Origin of the sequence: Myxosarcina sp. GI1, assembly GCF_000756305.1 — a bacterium.
Classification (GTDB): domain Bacteria; phylum Cyanobacteriota; class Cyanobacteriia; order Cyanobacteriales; family Xenococcaceae; genus Myxosarcina.
Genome location: NZ_JRFE01000007.1, coordinates 107,938 through 127,420 on the forward strand (window position 1 = coordinate 107,938; position 19,483 = coordinate 127,420).

The window sequence follows — 19,483 nt, forward strand, 5'->3', positions numbered from 1 at the left end:
ATTTTACAAAAACCTACTTAAGTCAAACTCTTCGTCAATAGGTTCTTCTTTAAATCTTTCTGCATTGAGAATCAACAATAATCTTTCTGTATAATCTACCGCACCGCGTAACTCTTCTCTTAGCTTTTCTAGTCCACCATTGGCATACTCTTCAAAAATCGCTATTCTTTGCTCCTCTGCTTTAACATCATGAGGCGCAATAATTTTGATATTTTGAGTTTCGGCGATCGCTAGCAGCTTGATTAAGCTATCGTAACCGCGAGAGATAAATACTTCCAGGCTAATAGGTGCGGGTTCGTTACCAGATACTTCTTTAATTGGTACTCGATGTTGATGTTTTGCTCCCAAACTAGCAGCAAACGCTATGACATCAGCATAAGTTTGAAATGGTGCAGTTGTACCTCTAGTATCTAGAAGGTTACGAACCAATTCGGCTTTATCTTTGGCTACTTTAATTCTCGGTAGTGCCATGAGCGACTGAAATACAAATTATTTATCTGTAGCTTAACTCTTTATCTATGTGTCATATTTAAATTTATGATACATTTTTAAAAAGCAATATTATTTTTACCTTAAAATGAAATAAATATTGTCCGTTGAGATCGATTATTCGGTACAAAACAACATTCTATCCAAAATGTTTCAAAGTTCAAAAACTGACACAAAAGAAAACTGAAAAAATTTTAATGGCGATCGCTAGATCTAGATATTGATAGACTAATCGTTACTCAGAAGAATGCTTATGAGATAGCGCGACGTATCAGTATTTTAATAAGTGCTTTAACAGTCAAAGAAGTTAAGAATTAGCTGTGTTATATGTCTGAATTAATGCGATCGCACTAGTTTCAAACCAGTTTTTTGTGTCACAATTAAATTTATGACACAAAAACACCAAAAACGATGTTAATTGACGGTAAAAAATACACCTACAAACAGCTTATAGAAGAAACAGGGTTATCTAGAAGTACACTCCACAGAAGAATCAAAGTTTTAAAAGAATCTGGAGTGCCTTTAACTATGGGAGCAATCTTGCGTTTTCCCACTGCCTGGGCTTTTTACGACAAAGAAGGTAATTTCTATGCTTCTAAGATCGATTATTCAGTACAAAACAGTATTCCCTACTATGAAATGTTTCAAAATTCAAAAACTGACACAAAAGAAAATTTATAGATTAAAGTAATCAATGTAAATTTTTATAAACTATATAACAAAAAAGCGGAAAACCTAATAAACACGGCAATAAACTAGAAAACAGGTCAAATATACTCCTACAGTCTTTATTTTATTTAGACATTGCCCTAAAGCATGATTCCGCTACAGCTTACTCTCAAGAACTTTTTAAGTTATCGCAATACAAGCTTAAACTTTCGCGGTCTACATACGGCTTGTATCTGCGGTGCTAATGGCGCGGGAAAGTCATCTCTGTTAGAAGCAATTACCTGGGCAATTTGGGGTAAAAGTCGCGCTGCAACCGAAGACGATGTGATTCATGGTGGAGCAAATAACGTTAGGGTAGATTTTGACTTTATTTATAACGATCGCACTTATAGAATTATTCGCTCCCGCCCTAGAGGTAGAAGTAGTTCCTTAGAATTTCAGGTAGAAACCGAGTCTGGAAGATTTCGTTCCCTTACCGCCAAAGGCTTGAAAGCAACACAGGATGAAATAAATGCCTGTTTGAAATTAGACTACGATACTTTTATCAACTCCGCTTACTTACGCCAGGGGAGAGCGGATGAATTTATGTTACGCCGTCCTAGCGAACGCAAGCAGATTTTGGCAGACTTATTAAAGTTAGATCGCTACGAAGAATTAGCCTCCCAAGCCAAAGAAATAGCTAGAGATTATAAAATTAAAATCGAACAAACACAGCAGAGTCTAGCACCCTTAGAAACAGAATTAGCCAAAAGAAAAGAAATTGAAGCTCAAATAGAGCAAGGCAAACAGCAAATAACCCAGCTACAGAAGTTACAGGAAAGCGATCGCGCCAGACTACAGCAAATACAGGCAGTAGAATATCAGCGTCAGAGTTGGGAACAACAGATTGGTGTTCGAGAAAATCAATATCAAAATTTAGTTAAAGACTGCGATCGCGCTACGGAAGATATTACAGGCTTACAAAGCAAACTAGAGCAACTCGCCAAATTGCTACAGCGAGAAACAGAAATTACCAAAGGTTACGAACAACTATTAAAGTGGCAGACAGCAGAAAAAGATTTATCGGCAAAGCTAGACGCACATCAACAAGCACAGCAGCAAAAACAACAGTTAGAAAGACAGTTAGTTCGGCAGCAAAACGCGATCGCCCTACAAGTAAGTCAGATAAAAACTCGTATTGAGGCAATCGAGCAACAGGAAGGAGAAATACATAAAACTGTAGCTCGTTCTGAAGAAGTAGCAGAGGCAGTCGCTAAATTAAATAAGCATCGTCAAAGACTTCAAGAATTAGATCGAATTCAACAATATGTCTCGCCGTTATTGCAACAGAGAAATAACTTACAAACCAAAATAGAAAGAGAAGAAGCGCGGCTTTACGAACGATTGGAGCGATTACAAACCTCTGCCCAACAGCTAGCATTAGATATTCAAACAGTGCCAGAAAAGCGAGATCGCCTGTTGACAGTAGATGCTCGGATTGAAGATTTAGATAAGAAAAAAGTATATCAAAAACGAGTTGAAGAAAAAGGCAACGAAAGAAAAGAATTTCGCTCAAAGCTACAGGAAAATCATCGCCTTTACGAACGGCAAAAACATGAATTACAGCAAAAATTAGAAATGCTGGCAATACCCGATGCTGCCTGTCCATTATGTCAACAAGAGTTAGATCGTCACCATCGCGATCGCGTTATTGACAAAACCCGCAAACAGCAACAAGAAATAGAAGAACAAATGTGGGTAATTAGAGAGCAACTAACCACTAGCGATCGCGAATTACAGTTGCTGCGTCAGGAATACCAGCAGATATCTCGTGAAATAGTAAATTATGATTCTTTGCAGCAACAATTAGGGCAACTAGAAGCACAGCTAGAAGCAACCGAAGAAATTTACGACAAATTACAGGCTACTAAAGAAGAAAAAGATAGCTTAGAAAATTCTCTACGTAATGGTAATTATGCAGTCGAGTTTCAGACACAGATTAAGCAGCTAGATACTCAAATTAAGCAGCTAAATTATGACGAACAAACTCACGCTTTAATTCGAGGTGAAGTAAATAACCTGAGATGGGCAGAAATCAAGCAGGCAAAAATAGAAGATGCGCGATCGCGTCAGGAAAAATTAGATCGGCAAAAACCAGAGCTACTAAAGCAAATTACCGAGCTACAAACGCAGTTAGATAAGTTACCTATTGATTCGGAAATTCAACAGCAAATAAACGATATAGAACGGCAAATAAAAGAGTTGGGTTACAATCGCACTATCCATCAAAATATTTTGGCTTCATTACGTCAGGCACAATCTTGGCAATTCAAACATCAAGAATTACAGCAAGCCAAACAGGAATATCCCCAACTACAAAAGAAATTGCAGGAGTTAGAAAGCTTGTTACGCTCGCGTTTGCAAGACAAAAATACCGCCCGACAACAGTTAGATAACTACATCGCTCAGAAAAACCAGATAGACGACTACCGTAGTGAAATTCAACAGCTAGATCTTACTATTCACCAACGCCGCCAGCAGTTAGACGAATTAATTTCTCAAAGCGGTAGGTTGCAGCAGACAATAAGCCAAATTGATAACCTCAAAACAAAATACCAAGAAAAAGGCAAACAGTTAAAAGAGTATGAAAAACAGTTTCGCATCTATCAAGAGCTAACCCAAGCCTTTGGTAAAAATGGCATTCAGGCACTAACCATTGAAAATGTCCTGCCTCAGCTTGAAGCCGAAACCAATCAAATTTTAGCCAGACTGACGGGAAATCAGTTTCACGTTCAGTTTTTAACCCAAAAAGCAAGCAAAAACCGTTCTAAGAAAAAGACTAAGCTTATCGATACCTTAGATATTTTAATTGCCGATGCAGGAGGAACGCGCCCCTACGAAACTTATTCTGGTGGTGAAGCTTTTCGGATTAATTTTTCGGTAAGATTGGCATTAGCTAAACTCCTAGCTCAACGAGCGGGAACTGCCCTTCAGATGTTAATTGTCGATGAAGGATTTGGCACTCAAGATGCCGAAGGTTGCGAACGTTTGGTAGCAGCAATTAATGCGATCGCTTCAGATTTTGCCTGTATCCTTACCGTTACCCACATGCCGCAATTTAAAGAAGCCTTTCAAACAAGAATTGAAGTTTATAAAGGCGATCGGGGTTCTCAGTTGAGAGTATCTAATTAGCGTGAAATTGGTGGGATAAAGACCATAACCCACTAGATCGCCGAAACAGTAAATCTTTTCGGCTTTTTGGCGATCGGGTAATTTTTTAGTTGTAGAAGCGATCGCCAACATGAACTGGCTTCATCTTAATTGCTACAATCCCAAGCATAAAATACTTCGGAAAAATCCAGTTTTTTAAAATTTGCCTATAAGATTCTAATTCAAAAGATAGTTAAATTTTCTACCTTGGCATATAAATCTTGATTAGATTAGTTATCTTCTTCTAGACATTTTAATTAATGTTCAGATCGCATTACTTAAGTTCTGTAGTTTGGTTTAGCTGCGATCGCGCTTTCTGACCCATTAGAAAATCAACTATCTTGTACCATTGAACTAAATAAAATTTAGCCGTTACCCTTATATAACCCGTGAGTAAAACCAAAGCAGACGATCTTTGTCAGGTAAGATGTTTCAACACCGAGTTAGTTACGCAAATTCGCTCAACTTTACCTAATGAAGATACTTTAGAGGAAATGACGGTTATCTTTAATGCTTTGGCAGACCGATCGCGGGTTAAGATACTTTATGCCCTGAGAAACGGTGATGAGCTTTGTGTCTGCGATATTGCTGCCTTGTTAAATGTCAAGATCGCTACCGCTTCCCATCATTTGCGGAAAATGCGCGATCTGAAATTACTTAAATATCGTAATGACGGTAAATTAGCTTATTATTCCCTAAAAGATAGGCGTATAACTGATATTCTCAGCTACTCTTTGCGTGAGTTAATATAGCTTTTACTCAGTATGACTTGATTTTTCTCTATTTCGATAGTTTCAATGTAGCTTATATTCTAATGTTTTTTTGAACGTTTGAGAGATATCATAAATATTATTCAAACAATCATTTGAACGTTAAAATAATAATGGCAGAACACTGTTGTCAACACAAAGCAAAGGAATTAGAAAAGCTACAACAACGCCAGAGTAAAGTGTTGTGGATTATTTTGATAATCAATGCGGTGATGTTCGTAGTAGAGTTTAGCGGGGGAATTAAAGCAGCCTCTTTATCTCTAACAGGTGATTCCTTAGATATGCTGGGCGATGCTTTAGTTTATGGCTGTAGCCTTTGTGTCATTCAAAAAGGTAAAAAAGCCCAGGCGCGATCGGCTATACTCAAAGGCGGTATTATGTTTCTTACGGCGATCGCTGTATTTGCCAGAGCTACCTGTCAATTGTTTGCTCAAACTGTCCCTACAGTTGGTTTGATGAGCGAGATCGGTATTTTAGCTTTAGTAGCTAACCTAATCTGCTTTTTACTGCTGATTCGTCACCGTAACGACAATATTAATATGTCTTCAGTTTGGCTGTGTTCACGTAACGACATTATTGCCAATACCTCAGTGTTAATAACTGCTGGCTTAGTTTTACTAACTGGTTCGTTTTTGCCAGATTTCATTTTAGGGCTATTACTCACTGTGGTTTTTGCCCAATCTGCGGGAAAAGTTCTCCAAAAAGCAAGAGCAGAATTAGTTTAAATCAATATTGCGATCGTGTACCTTAAGATAAATTGATTATTATCTTAGCAGAGATTATTTAATTATTTCGCCTTCTTCTCCTAATTCGGGATAGGGTTTTCCTTGTTGGCGATACATCGCTGCTAGTTCTGGATAACCCCACTCAAAAATTGCCTTTTGGTAAATTTGGCGATCGAGACGAACTTTATTGTATAAACCTGCTGCCAATCTCTGACGTTGAGCTTCAAACAATATTACGGCAGCAGCTACCGAGACATTAAGGGACTGTACCATACCTAACATGGGAATTACTAAATGTCCGTCGGCTAAATTGGCAGCAGTCTCAGTTACGCCCCATCTTTCCGTACCCATTAAAATTGCCGTATGTTGAGTATAGTCTACCTGGCGATAGTCGATCGCCTTGTCGCTAAAGTGAGCGGCATAAACTGCGTGTCCCGACTGCTGTAACCGAGAGATCGCCGTTTTGATATCGGGATGCACCTGCAAACCAACCCATTTTTCACTTCCCTGAGCGACTTGAGAATAGGTAGGCATTTCGCTATGGCGATTGACAGCATGAACCTCAAAAACTCCTACCGCATCGCAGGTACGAATAATTGCCGAAAAGTTATGGGGTTTGTGAACGTCTTCGGTCAAAATTGTTAAATCTGGCTGTCGGCGGTCTAAAACTTGTTTTATTCTTTGATAGCGTCTGGGAATCATGAAAAAGTAGGAAGTAAAAAGTAGAAAGTAGAAAGTATCGTTATTTCAAATAAAAACGAAACATTTTTTTTGGCTGGAAGACTTTTATAGCAAAAAGAGATTGTTTCACTCTAAATTAAAATGACTATATATCTTTCTTCTCTGCTTCCTTGGCTATGAATTTCAACTTCAAAACCGTAAGTTTTTGATTATATTCTGACGGGGATTAAACTGCTCTAATTCTCTCAATTGTTCGTATAGTTCTCGTTCGGCTTCGCTTATTTCTTTAGGAGCGACAATTTGCAGTTCGACCAACTGATCGCCACGAGCATTACCATTAAATGATTCGGGGCGATCGCCAGAGCGTTCGAGATAGCCTTTGTTAGCCAAACGCAATCTTTGACCAGATCTTACGCCTTGGGGTACGGTTACTCTGACCAAACCATCGATAGTCGGTACTTCGATCGAGCTGCCCAAAACTGCTTCAGTAAGCGTAATCGGAACTTTACAATAAATATTTGCCCCCTGAACTTCAAAAAAAGGATGGCGGGCGACGGTAATTTTGAGATAGAGATTGCCCCCTTCAATACCCTGACCTTTAAGCCTGATTCTCTGTCCGTCTACCATTCCAGGAGGCATAGCTACTTCTAGCGATCGCCCATCTTCGAGCCGAATTTTTTCTTTACCGCCACGATATGCCCGATCTAAAGGTAAAGTCAGTTTGGCTTCGATGTCGCGGCGTGTGGGAGTAACGACTCTCTCTCTTCTAGTAGTTCCAGGACGATAAAAATCATCCTCTACCCTAACGCCAGAACGCTCCGCTGTAGCGGCTCTCGCCCCAGCACGATTGTTGCGAGTAAAGTTATTTACCGATGCATTGTTATTTCTACCACCGATACCTTTTTTAAACCGTTGGTCGTATTGAACCCTTCTAGTCTGGTCGGAAAGAATTTCGTACGCCTCGTTAATGTCTTTAAATTTTTCTTCCGCTGCTTTATTTCCTGGATTGGCATCGGGATGATAGCGTCTTGCTAGGGTACGATAAGCCTTTTTAATCTCTATGCTTGAAGCATTCTTGCTAACGCCCAAAATTTCATAATAGTTCCGCACGTTTGGCATCAGTTAATTATCAGTTACTTTTACAATGAGCAATTATCAATTATCTATCTAATATTTTTCGCTGACTATTAATTATTCATCGAGCAGCAATGCCGAGGTTTTTTCGCCATCTCTAGACGACCGCTCGACATATTAAACGCTCGTTCTTTAAATGTTCGTAGTTTAGAACCATTCATCATCATCTTCATCCCAATCATTTTCATAGGGAATATTTTGCGGGCGGTTGCGATTGTTGTAGTAGCGGTTTGTGGAACTATCGTCAGGGGCAGTTCTCGAACCAGGTACATCGCGGCGATTATAATTAGGATTGTTGCCGCTATAGCCATTGGAAGAACGAGGAGTGCTGCGGCGATCGCCTTTGGCGGTACGCGGAGCGTAATCGCGTTCGGCATAATCATCATAACCTCTCGCAGGACGGCTTTGTGGCTCCCGATAAGGTTCGTTGTCGTATCCACGACGGGGTTGGTTGGGAGGTAGATCGTCCCATTCGTCATAACCTCCCTGACGGGGTCGCTCCCGAGGAGGATTATCGCGGTAGCCATCGTAACCCGTATAGCCGCGATCGACTGGTTCGGGAGGATAGCCGCCATAACCATTGCGGTAGTCAGGACGACGGGGATCGTAAGAATAATCCTCGATAACTTTATCGTCGTCACCTAAGAAAGTCTTACGAAGCGAGCCAAAGAAATCGTCGTCTTCTTCATCTTCGTATTGCAGTCTTACTTCGCGATTGAGTTCGTAAAGTACATCTTGTAAATCGGCTTGGGAGCGATCTAAACCCCGTTCGTCATTTTGTTCGAGGCTTTTGAGAATTTCTTCACACAGTACATCGATGCGACGGCGATAGTAGCCAGCAAACTGACTGCCAAAATCGAGAGTAACTTCTTTGAGTTTGCGTTGGGCGCGATCGGTCAAAGATCTGGCGCGATTGCGTTTTTCTACCCGTTCTCTACGGGCGCGGTCTTCATCGGCAAACTGTTCGGCTTCGCCAATCATGCGGTTTATTTCGGCTTCGCTGAGGGTTGAGGCTCCTGAAACCGTAATTCCCTGTTCTCTGCCAGTAGTTTTATCTCTCGCAGTTACCTGTAAGATCCCGTTAGCATCGATATCAAAAGACACCTGAATTTGCGGTATACCTCTAGGGGCGGGGGGAATTCCCGTAAGTTTGAATCGTCCCAAAGATTTGTTACCTGCCGCCATTTCCCGTTCTCCCTGAAGGACGTGTACCTCTACCATGGTTTGGTTGTTTTCACCTGTAGAAAAGACATCGCCGCGCCTTACGGGAATTGTAGTATTACGGGGTAGAAGCTTTTTCATTAAGCCGCCAATGGTTTCGAGTCCTAAAGATAGAGGAGTGACATCTAACAATAAGATGTCTTTGACTTCGTTGGTAATAATTCCCGACTGAATTGCCGCGCCGATGGCTACTACCTCATCGGGGTTAACATTTTGATTGGGTTCGAGATCGATATAGCTGCGGACGAGATCCTGCACCATTGGAATGCGGGTCGAACCGCCGACTAAAACCACTTCATCAATTTGCATTGGTCCAATACCCGCATCGGAAATAGCGCGTTTGAGAGGACGACGCAGACGGCTGACCAAATCGCCGCATAGTTCTTCAAATTTTGCCCTGGTCAGTCTGGTTTCAATGTGTTTGGGTCCCGATTCGGTAGCGGTAATAAAAGGTAGATTGATATCGGTAACTGCCACACCTGAAAGTTCGATTTTGGCTTTTTCTGCGGCTTCGGTCAGTCTCTGTAGTGCCTGACGATCGCTCTTGCGTAAATCTACACCTTCTTGTTGCTGAAATTCGTCTGCCAGCCAATTAACAATGCGGCGATCGAAGTCGTTACCGCCTAGTTGAGTATCGCCACTAGTAGCTTTAACTTCAAACACTCCATCGCCAATATCTAAAATCGTGACATCAAAGGTTCCGCCACCGAGGTCGAAAACCATGATTGTTTGGGCGCGTCGTTGCTCCAAGCCATAAGCTAAAGCTGCGGCAGTTGGTTCGTTGATAATTCGCAGCACTTCTAGCCCTGCTATTCTCCCCGCATCTCTAGTTGCCTGACGTTGAGAATCATTAAAATAAGCAGGTACGGTAATTACCGCTCCCGTAACCGCCTCTCCCAAATAGCGTTCGGCTTCTTCGGCTAACTTACGTAAAATCATCGCCGAAATTTCCTCTGGAGCAAATTCTTTTTTGAGACGAGGACAGCGAATTTTGATATTGCCTAGTTCGTCAGGACGAATCGTATAGGGAACCTGTTTTGATTCTGGCTGAAGTTCGCTGTACTGACGACCCATATATCTTTTCACGCCATAAAAAGTATTTTGCGGATTTAATACCGCTTGTCGTCTGGCTAACTGTCCGACTACCAATTCTCCATTTTTATTAAATCCAATGGTAGAAGGAGTAGTTCTCATTCCTTCGGCATTGGCAATTACTACTGGCTTTCCGCCTTCCATTACGGCTACTACGGAGTTGGTCGTTCCCAAATCTATGCCGACTACTTTTCCCATGCGTACTCCGATCTCCTAGAATCGTTCCCCAAGCTTTTTGACTACTGTACTACAAACTATATAGATGGGTACAAAAGGCTTTTAATTTAAAAATCCTTATTTGTCCCTGAGTTCGATACCATAAATTGGCTCGTTTGTTCTCTCTAGTTTATCTTACCGAACCGATAAGGCATGTTTTAAATTGGAAGCGAGTCTTTTAACTGTCGCGATAAGCTACGATCGCCAGCACTAACATCAGTTTACGTATAAAATCTAGCGATATCCTCTAATCCATTGGCTTTAAAGCCATCGCCAATTGCTGCCAATTTCCATTCATTGTTGTGGCGATAGACTTCGGCTAAAATCATTCCCGTCATACCCGCATATTCGCTTCCCGATAAATTGTAACGAGCGAGTTCTTTGTTGTTGGCGCGATCGACCAGGCGAACAAAAGCATTGTTAACCTGACTAAAATCCTGCTGGCGTTGGGCGCACTTATAGATATTGATAACAAACACCAAATAAGAAATATCGGCAGGAATTAGAGGCAGATTTAAGTTAATCACCTCATCATCTCCTTCACCCGCGCCTGTTAAATTATCACCCTGATGGGCGATCGCATCGCTGGTATGTCTGAGATTGCCAAAATAAATGACGTTTTTAATATCGGTTAATTTTTTATCGGCATTGAGGCAGAAAACCGAAGAGTCGAGATCGAAATTGCGATCGCCTTTTAAACTACCAAACAAACCGCCAGATTTGGCAGCGACATCCCAACCCAAACCACACATAATTTGTTTTAAACCAGGTGCTTCCTTAGTTAGAGAAATTCGCTGTCCCTTTTTTAAAGAAATTGCCATAATTAATAATTTTTGCGATTTAACTAAAATATTTTCGTGCCACTAACTTTGATAGCGGTCTAACAAAGCTTGCAAACCACCTTCATATCCCGCACCAACCGCATTCATTCGCCATTCTCCATCTTTGCGATATAGTTCTGCCATAATTAAAGCCGTCTCGGTAGAGAAATCTTCTGTCAGGTCGTAACGAATAACTTCTTTTTCATCGGCACCATTAACTACGCGAACGAAAGCGTTTTGCACCTGACCGAAGTTTTGCTTGCGCTGTTCGGCTTCGTGGATGGTAACGGCAATGACCATTTTAGCTACATCGCTAGGAACGGTTTTTAAATTAATATCAATAATTTCATCATCACCTTCGCCAGCACCAGTACGATTGTCTCCACGCTGCTGTACCGATTGTTCTGGGTCGGGACTATTTAAATTGTTGTAGAAAATAAAGTGATTGTCAGAAATTAGCTTCTCATTGCTACCGAGCATAAACACAGAAGCATCGATATCAAAATCCGCACCAGTATCGGTAGCGTTAATATCCCATCCCAGGCCAACAAAAATTTCAATTAGTCCTGGAGCAACTTTTTCTAAAGATATTCGTTGCCCTTTGCTCAAATTTACAGCCATAATTAAATTTCTCCTAATATAAAATATGTTGCGATCGATACGGCAGCTTGAGAACAAGCCAATTATGCTGCCAGTCTAGCAAACAAGGTACAGGAAGTAGAAGTAAGAGTAAATTAGTCCGACAAATATCCCCCTGCTCCTCGCTCCAGGGCGCACTTGCGCCAAATCGCCTCTATTAAAACAGATGAAGCGATGCCTCTTTCATCCTTCATAACCCTGTAAACTTTCTGGTTTAAACCGTCTTAAAATTGGTGTAGCTCTAACCCTTGAATCTTCAGAACCTTTTACTGCTACTAAATATTTACCTTCATCGAGCAGATTGGGATAGGAAAGCTCGTCGTCACCACCAAAATTGAATAAATTTAAGCCGACACCTCCTCCTACAAAAACACTGCCCATTGCGCCACCAATTGCGCCTAACATACCGCCGACTATATGATTTCCTGGATCTCCCGCCCAGTCGAGGTTATCCAAACCCGTAATTAGATTGAATAGATAGCCTCCTGCAAAACCAAAGGGAACTAGCCAATACGCCATATACATAGCGCGTTTTTTAGCTTGTTGCGTAGGATCGACCAACCCAAATTCCTCAGCAGTTTTATAACCCTTGCCTAAAATACTGATTTGCGAACGCTCGATTCCCGCCTGTTCTAAAGCCGTATAAGCTTCCTCAGCTTTAATGCGATCGCTTACAACAGCAATCAAATAATTCATTGTATTTCAATGACAGTTGTTAATTTCCAAGAAAATTTTATCGCGGATCGGGAACGACAACTGCCTTTTTCAGTTAGTTCGAGCAATGAGCAGTTACCAATTGACACTCATCATTGTTCGTTGTTCGTTAGCGAGGAAAAATTTGATAGGTTCTAATTACCATTCCAGCCGAAATTTTATGGGAAAACTGTTCGATTTTTGCTAATTCTGACGAACGTTTGGGACTGTGATAGACACTTCCGATTGACAAACAACAGGCGATCGCTACCAGATTGGTTCTCAACAGGTTGCGTCTAAAAGCACTGTCTTGTTTGAGTTTTAAAATTTCCTGTAATAACTCGTGTATCATTCCCTACGATGCCAAAAATCAAATTCAGTCTTCATACCATTAAAACAATAGATAAGCCTGCATGTCTAACAAAAAATTTTTAGAGAACGCTATTTGGACGCTCGTATTCGATATGAAATTCGAGCGGATTGTTACTGTCGATCTGCTTTATAAAAATTTTTTACCACTAATAACAAACAAAGGATTAGGATGTAAGGGTGAGACAATCTTATCACCCGCTGCATTCACTAAAAGCAGGTAGCTGGTTTAAGTTAATTTGCGGAGCTAGCTACCAACATTTACCTGCGGTGCGCAACTTAGCTTTGGCTTATAGTCTGGCTGGTGCTGACTGCATAGATGTTGCTGCCGATAGTGCGGTAATTGCAGCAGCGCGAGAAGGAATAGCCACGGCAGTCAAATTATCTCAGGTTGTCAGGTCGCCTTTATTGATGGTTAGTGTTAATGACGGTGAAGATCCTCATTTTCGCAAAGCCCAGTTTGAGGCGGAACTATGTCCTGGTGATTGCCCTCAACCCTGTGTAGCTATTTGCCCTGCTGAAGCTATCGTGTTTCAGTCAAAATATAAAGGAATAGTCGATCGCCTTTGTTATGGTTGCGGACGGTGTTTGCCTGTTTGTCCTTCTAACTTAATTACTACTCGCGAGCGTGTAACTACTATAGAGACAATCGTACCCTGGATTGAAGAAATGGCGATCGAGGCGATCGAAATTCATACTCAGGTAGGTCATTATGATAACTTCGGGCGAGTTTGGCAACAAATAGTTCCTCAACTATCAAATCTCAAATTAATTGCTATTAGCTGTACCGACCATCCCCACGTACTCGAATATCTTCGTTCTCTGTATCGATTGATAAGTCCTTTACCAATTCCTTTGATTTGGCAAACCGACGGACGTTCGATGAGTGGCGATATCGGCAAAGGAACCACCCATGCGGCGATCGCTTTTGCGCGTAAAATTTTGGCTACCGATTTGCCAGGATACGTTCAATTAGCTGGTGGAACTAACGATTACACCGTAACCAAATTAGAACGAGAAGGCATATTAAGCAGTACTCGACAAAATTCTGCTACTGCTTCAGGAACGCGCTTTATTGCAGGAGTGGCGTATGGTAGCTATGCTCGTTCGTTATTATCGCCAACTTTAAATAAGTTAGATGTCAATTTTTATAATTTAGAAAATATTGCCAGTCAAACTATGAATTATTCAGTCAAATTAGAACAAAATTCGCAACTTTTAAACAAAGCGGTATTTTTAGCCAATAACTTAGTTTCGCAACTAAAAAATAAAGCCGAACCCAAACAACCGAATAAAGCTAGAGCTTAAGCCAAATTTGGTTATATATTGCCACTGCGCTCTGGTAATAGAACTTTAGTTCGAGAATAAACCAGTATAATTTTTTTAATTATCTTTACTTTAATGCGATTGGAAAATTTATCCTCACAACGGATGCAAATAACCGATAATTTAGACAAACTTCTAACAATTTTTCCAGATTCTATTCGCACGAAAATTGAAAAACATCCTCACAAAGAAAGTTTAATTGAAGTGATTTTAGATCTGGGTAGACCTCCAGAAATTCGTTTTGCCAATGATGTAGCTTACTTAAGGACAGAACCAGTATCTAAAGCAGAAATTCAACACTGTATTGACAGAGTTGGTATGTTTAGTGCCGACAATCGTGCGGGCATCGAACGAACTCTGCATCGCATCAGCGCGATCCGCAACCGTACGGGCGAAATTATTGGTTTGACCTGTCGTATCGGTCGCGCTATTTTTGGCACGATTGTAATGATACGCGATTTAGTCGAGACTGGTCAATCGATTTTGCTTTTGGGTCGTCCAGGGGTTGGTAAAACCACGGCATTGAGAGAAATAGCTAGAGTGCTAGCCGACGACTTTAACAAAAGGGTAGTAATTATCGATACTTCCAACGAGATTGCTGGCGATGGCGATATACCCCATCCCGCGATCGGTCGCGCTCGTCGCATGCAGGTAGCCAGACCAGAACTTCAGCATCAGGTGATGATTGAAGCGGTAGAAAACCACATGCCAGAAGTAATTGTTATCGATGAAATTGGTACGGAATTAGAGGCAATGGCGGCAAGAACCATCGCCGAACGGGGAGTGCAGTTAGTCGGTACCGCACACGGTAATACTATCGAGAACTTAATTAAAAATCCTACCCTATCAGATCTGATTGGTGGTATCCAAGCCGTAACTTTAGGCGACGACGAAGCCAGACGCAGGCGATCGCAAAAAACCGTCTTGGAGCGCAAAGCACCGCCAACATTTGCGATCGCAATCGAAATGCTAGCCAGACAGCAGTGGGTAGTTCATGAAGATGTAGCGGCGACAGTAGATTTATTTCTTAGAGGAGTCGAACCAGCCGCTCAAGTCAGAACGGTTGACGAAAATGGCGAAGTAACTATTACTGAAGAACAACCCCAACCATCTCAAAGTCCAGCTTTGACTTCCAAGCGCAGTACGGTGGTTACGCCACTACGACCTCAAGGTTTGCGTGCTTCGGGTAAAATGACTCCCGTTAAATCAGTTGCCACGCCACGCTCGGTCGATCCAGAATTTGAAACGATGCTGGCAGCCTCTTGGCAGACCAGAGAGCCAGACGGTAGTAAAGTTCGTTCGCCAGGACCAAATGGCGAAGACTTGCCCGTATACGTCTATCCCTACGGTATCGGTCGCTCTCAGCTAGAGCAGGTAATTGAAGTTTTAGATTTACCCGTAGCATTAACTAAAGATTTAGACAATGCCGATGCGGTCATTGCCCTGCGATCGCAGGTCAAACATCACTCAAAATTGAGACAGATGGCAAAACACAAGCACCTGCCGATCTATACGATCAAATCAAATACCATTCCCCAAATTACTCGCTCTTTACGGCAGTTATTAGACCTTGACGATCCCAATCTTCCCGAACCTACCGATCTGCGTTTGTTTACCCAGGCAGGAAGCGACGACGAAATTGAAGCACTAGAAGAAGCAAGATTGGCAGTAGAACAGATTGTAATTCCCAAAGGGCAGCCTGTAGAACTATTGCCGCGATCGGCAAAAGTCAGAAAAATGCAGCACGAATTAATCGAACATTATCGCTTACATTCTAATAGTTTTGGTGAAGAACCCAATCGTAGATTGAGAATTTATCCAGCTTAGAGTAGACTCAGAAAATTGTACTCGATCGCACGATATAAAATTTGGTAGCCTAGACAGATAGCTTTGGGAAGGGAGGCAAAAAAGCGTGGATATATCACTTGGTCGCGGAAAAAAGGCTCGTAGAGCCTATGGATTTGATGAAATTGCACTTTCTCCTGGAGTGCGTACTTTAGACCCTAGTTTGGCAGATACCACCTGGGAAATTGGCGGCGTTAAGCGAGATATTCCCATTATTGCCAGTGCTATGGATAGCGTAGTCGATACTAAAATGGCAGTGCTGCTGTCAGAGCTAGGCTCAATGGGAGTTTTAAACCTTGAAGGTATTCAAACCCGTTATGCCGATCCTCAACCAGTTCTCGATCGCATTGCTTCAGTTGGTAATGAAGAGTATGTTGGTTTGATGCAGGAACTGTATGCCAAACCAATTCAACCAGAGCTAATCGAGCAGAGAATCAAAGAGATAAAACAACAGGGCGGTATTGCCGCAGTCAGTTTAACACCTGCGGGAGCGAGTAAATATGGTGAGGTAGTGGCTAAAGCTGGTGCCGATCTATTGTTCGTTCAAGCAACGGTAGTTTCTACGGCTCATCTCAGTCCTGAAAAAGTAGCTCCTTTGGATTTGGCTGAGTTTTGTGAAGCGATGCCGATTCCTGTAGTTCTGGGTAACTGCGTTACTTATGAAGTCGCGATGAATCTAATTAAGGCTGGTGCGGCAGCAATACTTGTAGGTATCGGACCTGGTGCTGCCTGTACTTCTCGCGGTGTATTGGGAGTAGGAGTACCTCAAGCAACGGCAACGGCAGACTGTGCGGCTGCTAGAGATGAATACCATGCCGAAACTGGTAAATACGTTCCAATAATTGCCGATGGCGGAATTATTACAGGAGGCGATATTTGTAAATGTTTGGCTTGTGGAGCAGATGCGGTCATGATTGGGTCCCCCATTGCTCGCGCTGCCGAGGCTCCAGGAAATGACTATCATTGGGGTATGGCTACACCTAGCCCCGTATTGCCTCGCGGTACTCGTATTAAAGTAGGAACGACAGGTACAATTGCCGAAATTTTAGTCGGTCCTGCCAAACTAGATGACGGTACTCATAATCTACTCGGTGCAATTAAAACCAGTATGGGAACTTTAGGAGCCAAAAATCTCAAAGAAATGCAGCAGGTGGATGTAGTGATTGCGCCTTCTCTGCTGACTGAGGGTAAAGTTTATCAGAAAGCTCAACAGTTAGGCATGGGTAAATAAACAAAGATAAGATGTCAAAAGATAAAGGCGTTCTACAGAGCGTCTTTTTTTTAGTTTTGTGAAATAACCGACCTATTACTTAATTTATTTTGAATCAAAAGCGCACGATAGAAACTTCAAACAATCGATCGGAGCGAGCTGCAAATTTTTTTCAAAAGCTAGAAGTAAAATTACGGGCAAATCCGACTACAACCGCATTAATTTCTCTATCGGTAGCAACACTCGCTCTGTCTTTTGCAGCTATCTTTATTAAACTTAGTGAAGTTGAAATAGGTCCTAATGCCACTGTTTTTAACCGACTTTGGATTGCTACTATTACTTTATGGCTGTGGCGAGAATTAGCAACGATTCGACATTTATCAAAAGATAAAGTCACCGCGACATTTTCTCAAACCTATCGAGAAAGTGGTTTATTAATTTTAGTAGCAATAGTTTCTAGTGCCTCGGTAATCTGTTGGGCATGGTCGATAACTCAAACTAGTATTGCCAATTCAACAGTATTGCGTAACTTAACACCATTGTTTACTAATCTTGGCGGCTGGCTCCTCTTCAACCAGAGTTTTGAGCGAAAATTTATAGTTGGCACGATTTTAGCAGTATTAGGAGCAATTGCTTTAAGCTGGGGTGATTGGCAGGCAGGACGAGATTATTTGATTGGTGATGGATTGGCCTTACTGGCAGCGTTTTTTTATGCGATTAATCTGCTAGTTATTGGTAGCGTGCGAGATAAATTCGATACATCGAAAATTTTGCTGTGGCGTTGTGGTTTTGGAGCTTTGTTTACTCTACCGTTGGTTTTATTTACCGAAGAACATCTTTTTCCTTATACTTGGCAAGGCTGGTTAATTGTAATTGCTTTTGCGGTTGTTTGTCAGGTACTCGGACAAGGTTTATTAATTTATAGTCTCAAGCAATTTACTTCTAGTTTTGTGGCAATATTTTTACTATCAGAGCCAGTAATTACTGCTATATTCGCCTGGATTATTTTTGGCGAACGTTTGAGTTTGTTTAATGGAGTAATTTTTATATTAATTTTATTCGGTATTTATTTAGCTAAATCTAGTAGATCTTCAGAAAAAACTGTATAAAAAAAACTGAGATAAATTTAGAAATTGTAAATTTTACTGCTCTTTTTCCAGTCACAAATTATCTTTCATTATGTTTTCTGGATTCAAACTAATGCCATGAAAAGTTTTCGAGGCTAAAGTAGAAATCTTAAGCTGCAAGTTACTAATGGCAATCGATGGAAACTCAAAAACTGTCCGAAACTCAGATTTTTTTTCGGTTAGTAATGGACAATATACCACAGTCTATTTTTTGGAAAGACCGTAACTCTAATTATTTAGGTTGTAACCGAAATTTTGCTAGAAACGCGGGATTAGAAACACCAGAAGCAATCGTTGGCAAAAATGATTACGATTTACCCTGGACAAAGGAAGAATCTGATTGGTATCGAGAGTGCGATCGCCGAGTTATAGATAGCGATACGCCAGAATATCATATAGTTGAAACTCAGTTGAGAGCCGATGGCAAATTAACCTGGCTCGATACCAACAAAATTCCCCTGCACGATGACGAAGGTAATGTAATCGGAATTTTAGGTACTTATGAAGACATTAGCGATCGCCAGGAGATTGAAGCTTCTTTAGAAATTCAATTACAAAAAGCCAAGCTATTCAATCAAATTACCCAGGCTATACGGAAAAGTCTCGATACGCAAAAGATTTTTCAAACGACAGTTACCAAAGTCAGACGTTTATTACAAGCCGATAGAGTAGCAATTTTACGCTTCGATCTAGATGCTGATTACTCAGAAGGAGAGTTTGTAGCCGAAAGCGTGCTGCCAGAATTTAAATCGGCATTAAAGGAAAAAATACGCGATCGCTGCTTTGGCGAAAGATGTGTCATTAATTATCACAAAGGGAAAGTGTATACTTTTGCCGATGTTAAAGCCGAAAACTTAACTGATTGCTACTATGAGATTTTATCTCACTTTCAAATCAAAGCTAATCTAGTCATTCCCCTGCTAGAAGGTAATAAATTATGGGGTTTATTGTGCATTCACCAGTGTTCCTGTCCCCGCCAGTGGCAAGCAGAAGAAATTCAGTTCGTCCAAAAAATTGCCACCCAATTAGGTATAGCTATCTACCAAGCACAACTATTAGAAAGAGAAAGGCTACAGCGCAGCTTATTAACCAAACAAAATAAATTACTAGCCAAACAAAATCAACAACTACAAGCAGAAATTAAAGTTCGCCAACAGGCAAAAAATTCTTTGGCAATTAAGTTAAAAGAAGCCAAATTATTAAACGAAATTACCCTGGCAATTCGTAACAGTCTCAATACTCAAAAGGTTTTTCAAACAGCAGTTAC

17 protein-coding genes are annotated in these 19,483 nt (G+C 41.2%); 9 read left to right on the forward strand and 8 right to left on the reverse strand.

Features of this window, described 5'->3' with window-relative positions:
• Positions 1-3: 3 nt before the first annotated feature.
• A complete protein-coding gene (locus KV40_RS03920; protein WP_036478254.1) occupies positions 4-471 on the reverse strand; it encodes a DNA phosphorothioation-associated protein 4 in 468 nt (155 codons plus the stop codon).
• Positions 472-900: 429 nt separating this feature from the next.
• On the opposite strand from KV40_RS03920, the gene KV40_RS03925 reads away from it, so the two are divergent.
• The 4 genes from KV40_RS03925 to KV40_RS03940 all read left to right on the forward strand — a co-directional run bounded on the left by KV40_RS03925 (position 901) and on the right by KV40_RS03940 (position 5,842).
• Positions 901-1,170 (forward strand): winged helix-turn-helix domain-containing protein, encoded by a 270-nt coding sequence (locus KV40_RS03925; RefSeq protein WP_036478255.1) that lies wholly within the window; start codon positions 901-903, stop codon positions 1,168-1,170.
• Between the two features lie 135 nt (positions 1,171-1,305).
• Positions 1,306-4,329, forward strand: coding sequence for an exonuclease subunit SbcC (gene sbcC, locus KV40_RS03930; RefSeq protein ID WP_036478256.1), 3,024 nt, complete (start codon positions 1,306-1,308; stop codon positions 4,327-4,329).
• Positions 4,330-4,736: 407 nt separating this feature from the next.
• A complete protein-coding gene (locus KV40_RS03935) occupies positions 4,737-5,099 on the forward strand; it encodes a metalloregulator ArsR/SmtB family transcription factor (RefSeq protein ID WP_036478257.1) in 363 nt (120 codons plus the stop codon).
• Positions 5,100-5,230: 131 nt separating this feature from the next.
• On the forward strand, positions 5,231-5,842 hold the full coding sequence (locus KV40_RS03940; RefSeq protein ID WP_172657227.1) for a cation transporter: 612 nt from the start codon (positions 5,231-5,233) through the stop codon (positions 5,840-5,842).
• A 54-nt stretch (positions 5,843-5,896) separates the two neighbouring features.
• Here the strand turns inward: KV40_RS03940 and trmH are convergent, their stop codons facing one another.
• The 7 genes from trmH to KV40_RS03975 form a co-directional block, all read right to left on the reverse strand.
• The gene (gene trmH, locus KV40_RS03945) at positions 5,897-6,544 is read right to left on the reverse strand and encodes a tRNA (guanosine(18)-2'-O)-methyltransferase TrmH (protein WP_036478258.1); all 648 of its coding nucleotides are present in this window, start codon (positions 6,542-6,544) and stop codon (positions 5,897-5,899) included.
• 168 nt (positions 6,545-6,712) lie between these two features.
• A complete protein-coding gene (locus tag KV40_RS03950) occupies positions 6,713-7,642 on the reverse strand; it encodes a DnaJ C-terminal domain-containing protein (RefSeq protein WP_036478259.1) in 930 nt (309 codons plus the stop codon).
• Positions 7,643-7,804: 162 nt separating this feature from the next.
• Complete coding sequence (dnaK, locus tag KV40_RS03955) at positions 7,805-10,168, reverse strand: molecular chaperone DnaK (RefSeq protein WP_036478260.1); 2,364 nt, start codon at positions 10,166-10,168, stop codon at positions 7,805-7,807.
• Between the two features lie 239 nt (positions 10,169-10,407).
• Positions 10,408-11,007, reverse strand: a complete 600-nt coding sequence (locus KV40_RS03960; protein WP_036478261.1) for a TerD family protein — start codon at positions 11,005-11,007, stop codon at positions 10,408-10,410.
• A gap of 42 nt (positions 11,008-11,049) precedes the next feature.
• The gene (locus KV40_RS03965; protein ID WP_036478262.1) at positions 11,050-11,628 is read right to left on the reverse strand and encodes a TerD family protein; all 579 of its coding nucleotides are present in this window, start codon (positions 11,626-11,628) and stop codon (positions 11,050-11,052) included.
• A gap of 201 nt (positions 11,629-11,829) precedes the next feature.
• Positions 11,830-12,342: a hypothetical protein gene (locus KV40_RS03970; protein ID WP_036478263.1), complete on the reverse strand. Its 513-nt coding sequence runs from the start codon at positions 12,340-12,342 to the stop codon at positions 11,830-11,832.
• 127 nt (positions 12,343-12,469) lie between these two features.
• A complete protein-coding gene (locus KV40_RS03975; RefSeq protein ID WP_036478264.1) occupies positions 12,470-12,691 on the reverse strand; it encodes a hypothetical protein in 222 nt (73 codons plus the stop codon).
• A gap of 197 nt (positions 12,692-12,888) precedes the next feature.
• Here KV40_RS03975 and ldpA point away from each other — a divergent pair, with 197 nt between their 5' ends.
• The 5 genes from ldpA to KV40_RS31790 all read left to right on the forward strand — a co-directional run.
• Positions 12,889-14,016 (forward strand): circadian clock protein LdpA, encoded by a 1,128-nt coding sequence (gene ldpA / locus KV40_RS03980; RefSeq protein WP_036478265.1) that lies wholly within the window; start codon positions 12,889-12,891, stop codon positions 14,014-14,016.
• Between the two features lie 93 nt (positions 14,017-14,109).
• Positions 14,110-15,861 (forward strand): R3H domain-containing nucleic acid-binding protein, encoded by a 1,752-nt coding sequence (locus KV40_RS03985; protein WP_172657228.1) that lies wholly within the window; start codon positions 14,110-14,112, stop codon positions 15,859-15,861.
• 85 nt (positions 15,862-15,946) lie between these two features.
• The gene (locus KV40_RS03990) at positions 15,947-17,110 is read left to right on the forward strand and encodes a GuaB3 family IMP dehydrogenase-related protein (protein ID WP_036478267.1); all 1,164 of its coding nucleotides are present in this window, start codon (positions 15,947-15,949) and stop codon (positions 17,108-17,110) included.
• An 89-nt stretch (positions 17,111-17,199) separates the two neighbouring features.
• Positions 17,200-18,198, forward strand: a complete 999-nt coding sequence (locus KV40_RS03995) for a DMT family transporter (protein ID WP_156113933.1) — start codon at positions 17,200-17,202, stop codon at positions 18,196-18,198.
• Positions 18,199-18,353: 155 nt separating this feature from the next.
• A partial coding sequence (locus KV40_RS31790; protein WP_156113934.1) for a GAF domain-containing protein occupies positions 18,354-19,483 on the forward strand: 1,130 nt, incomplete at its 3' end.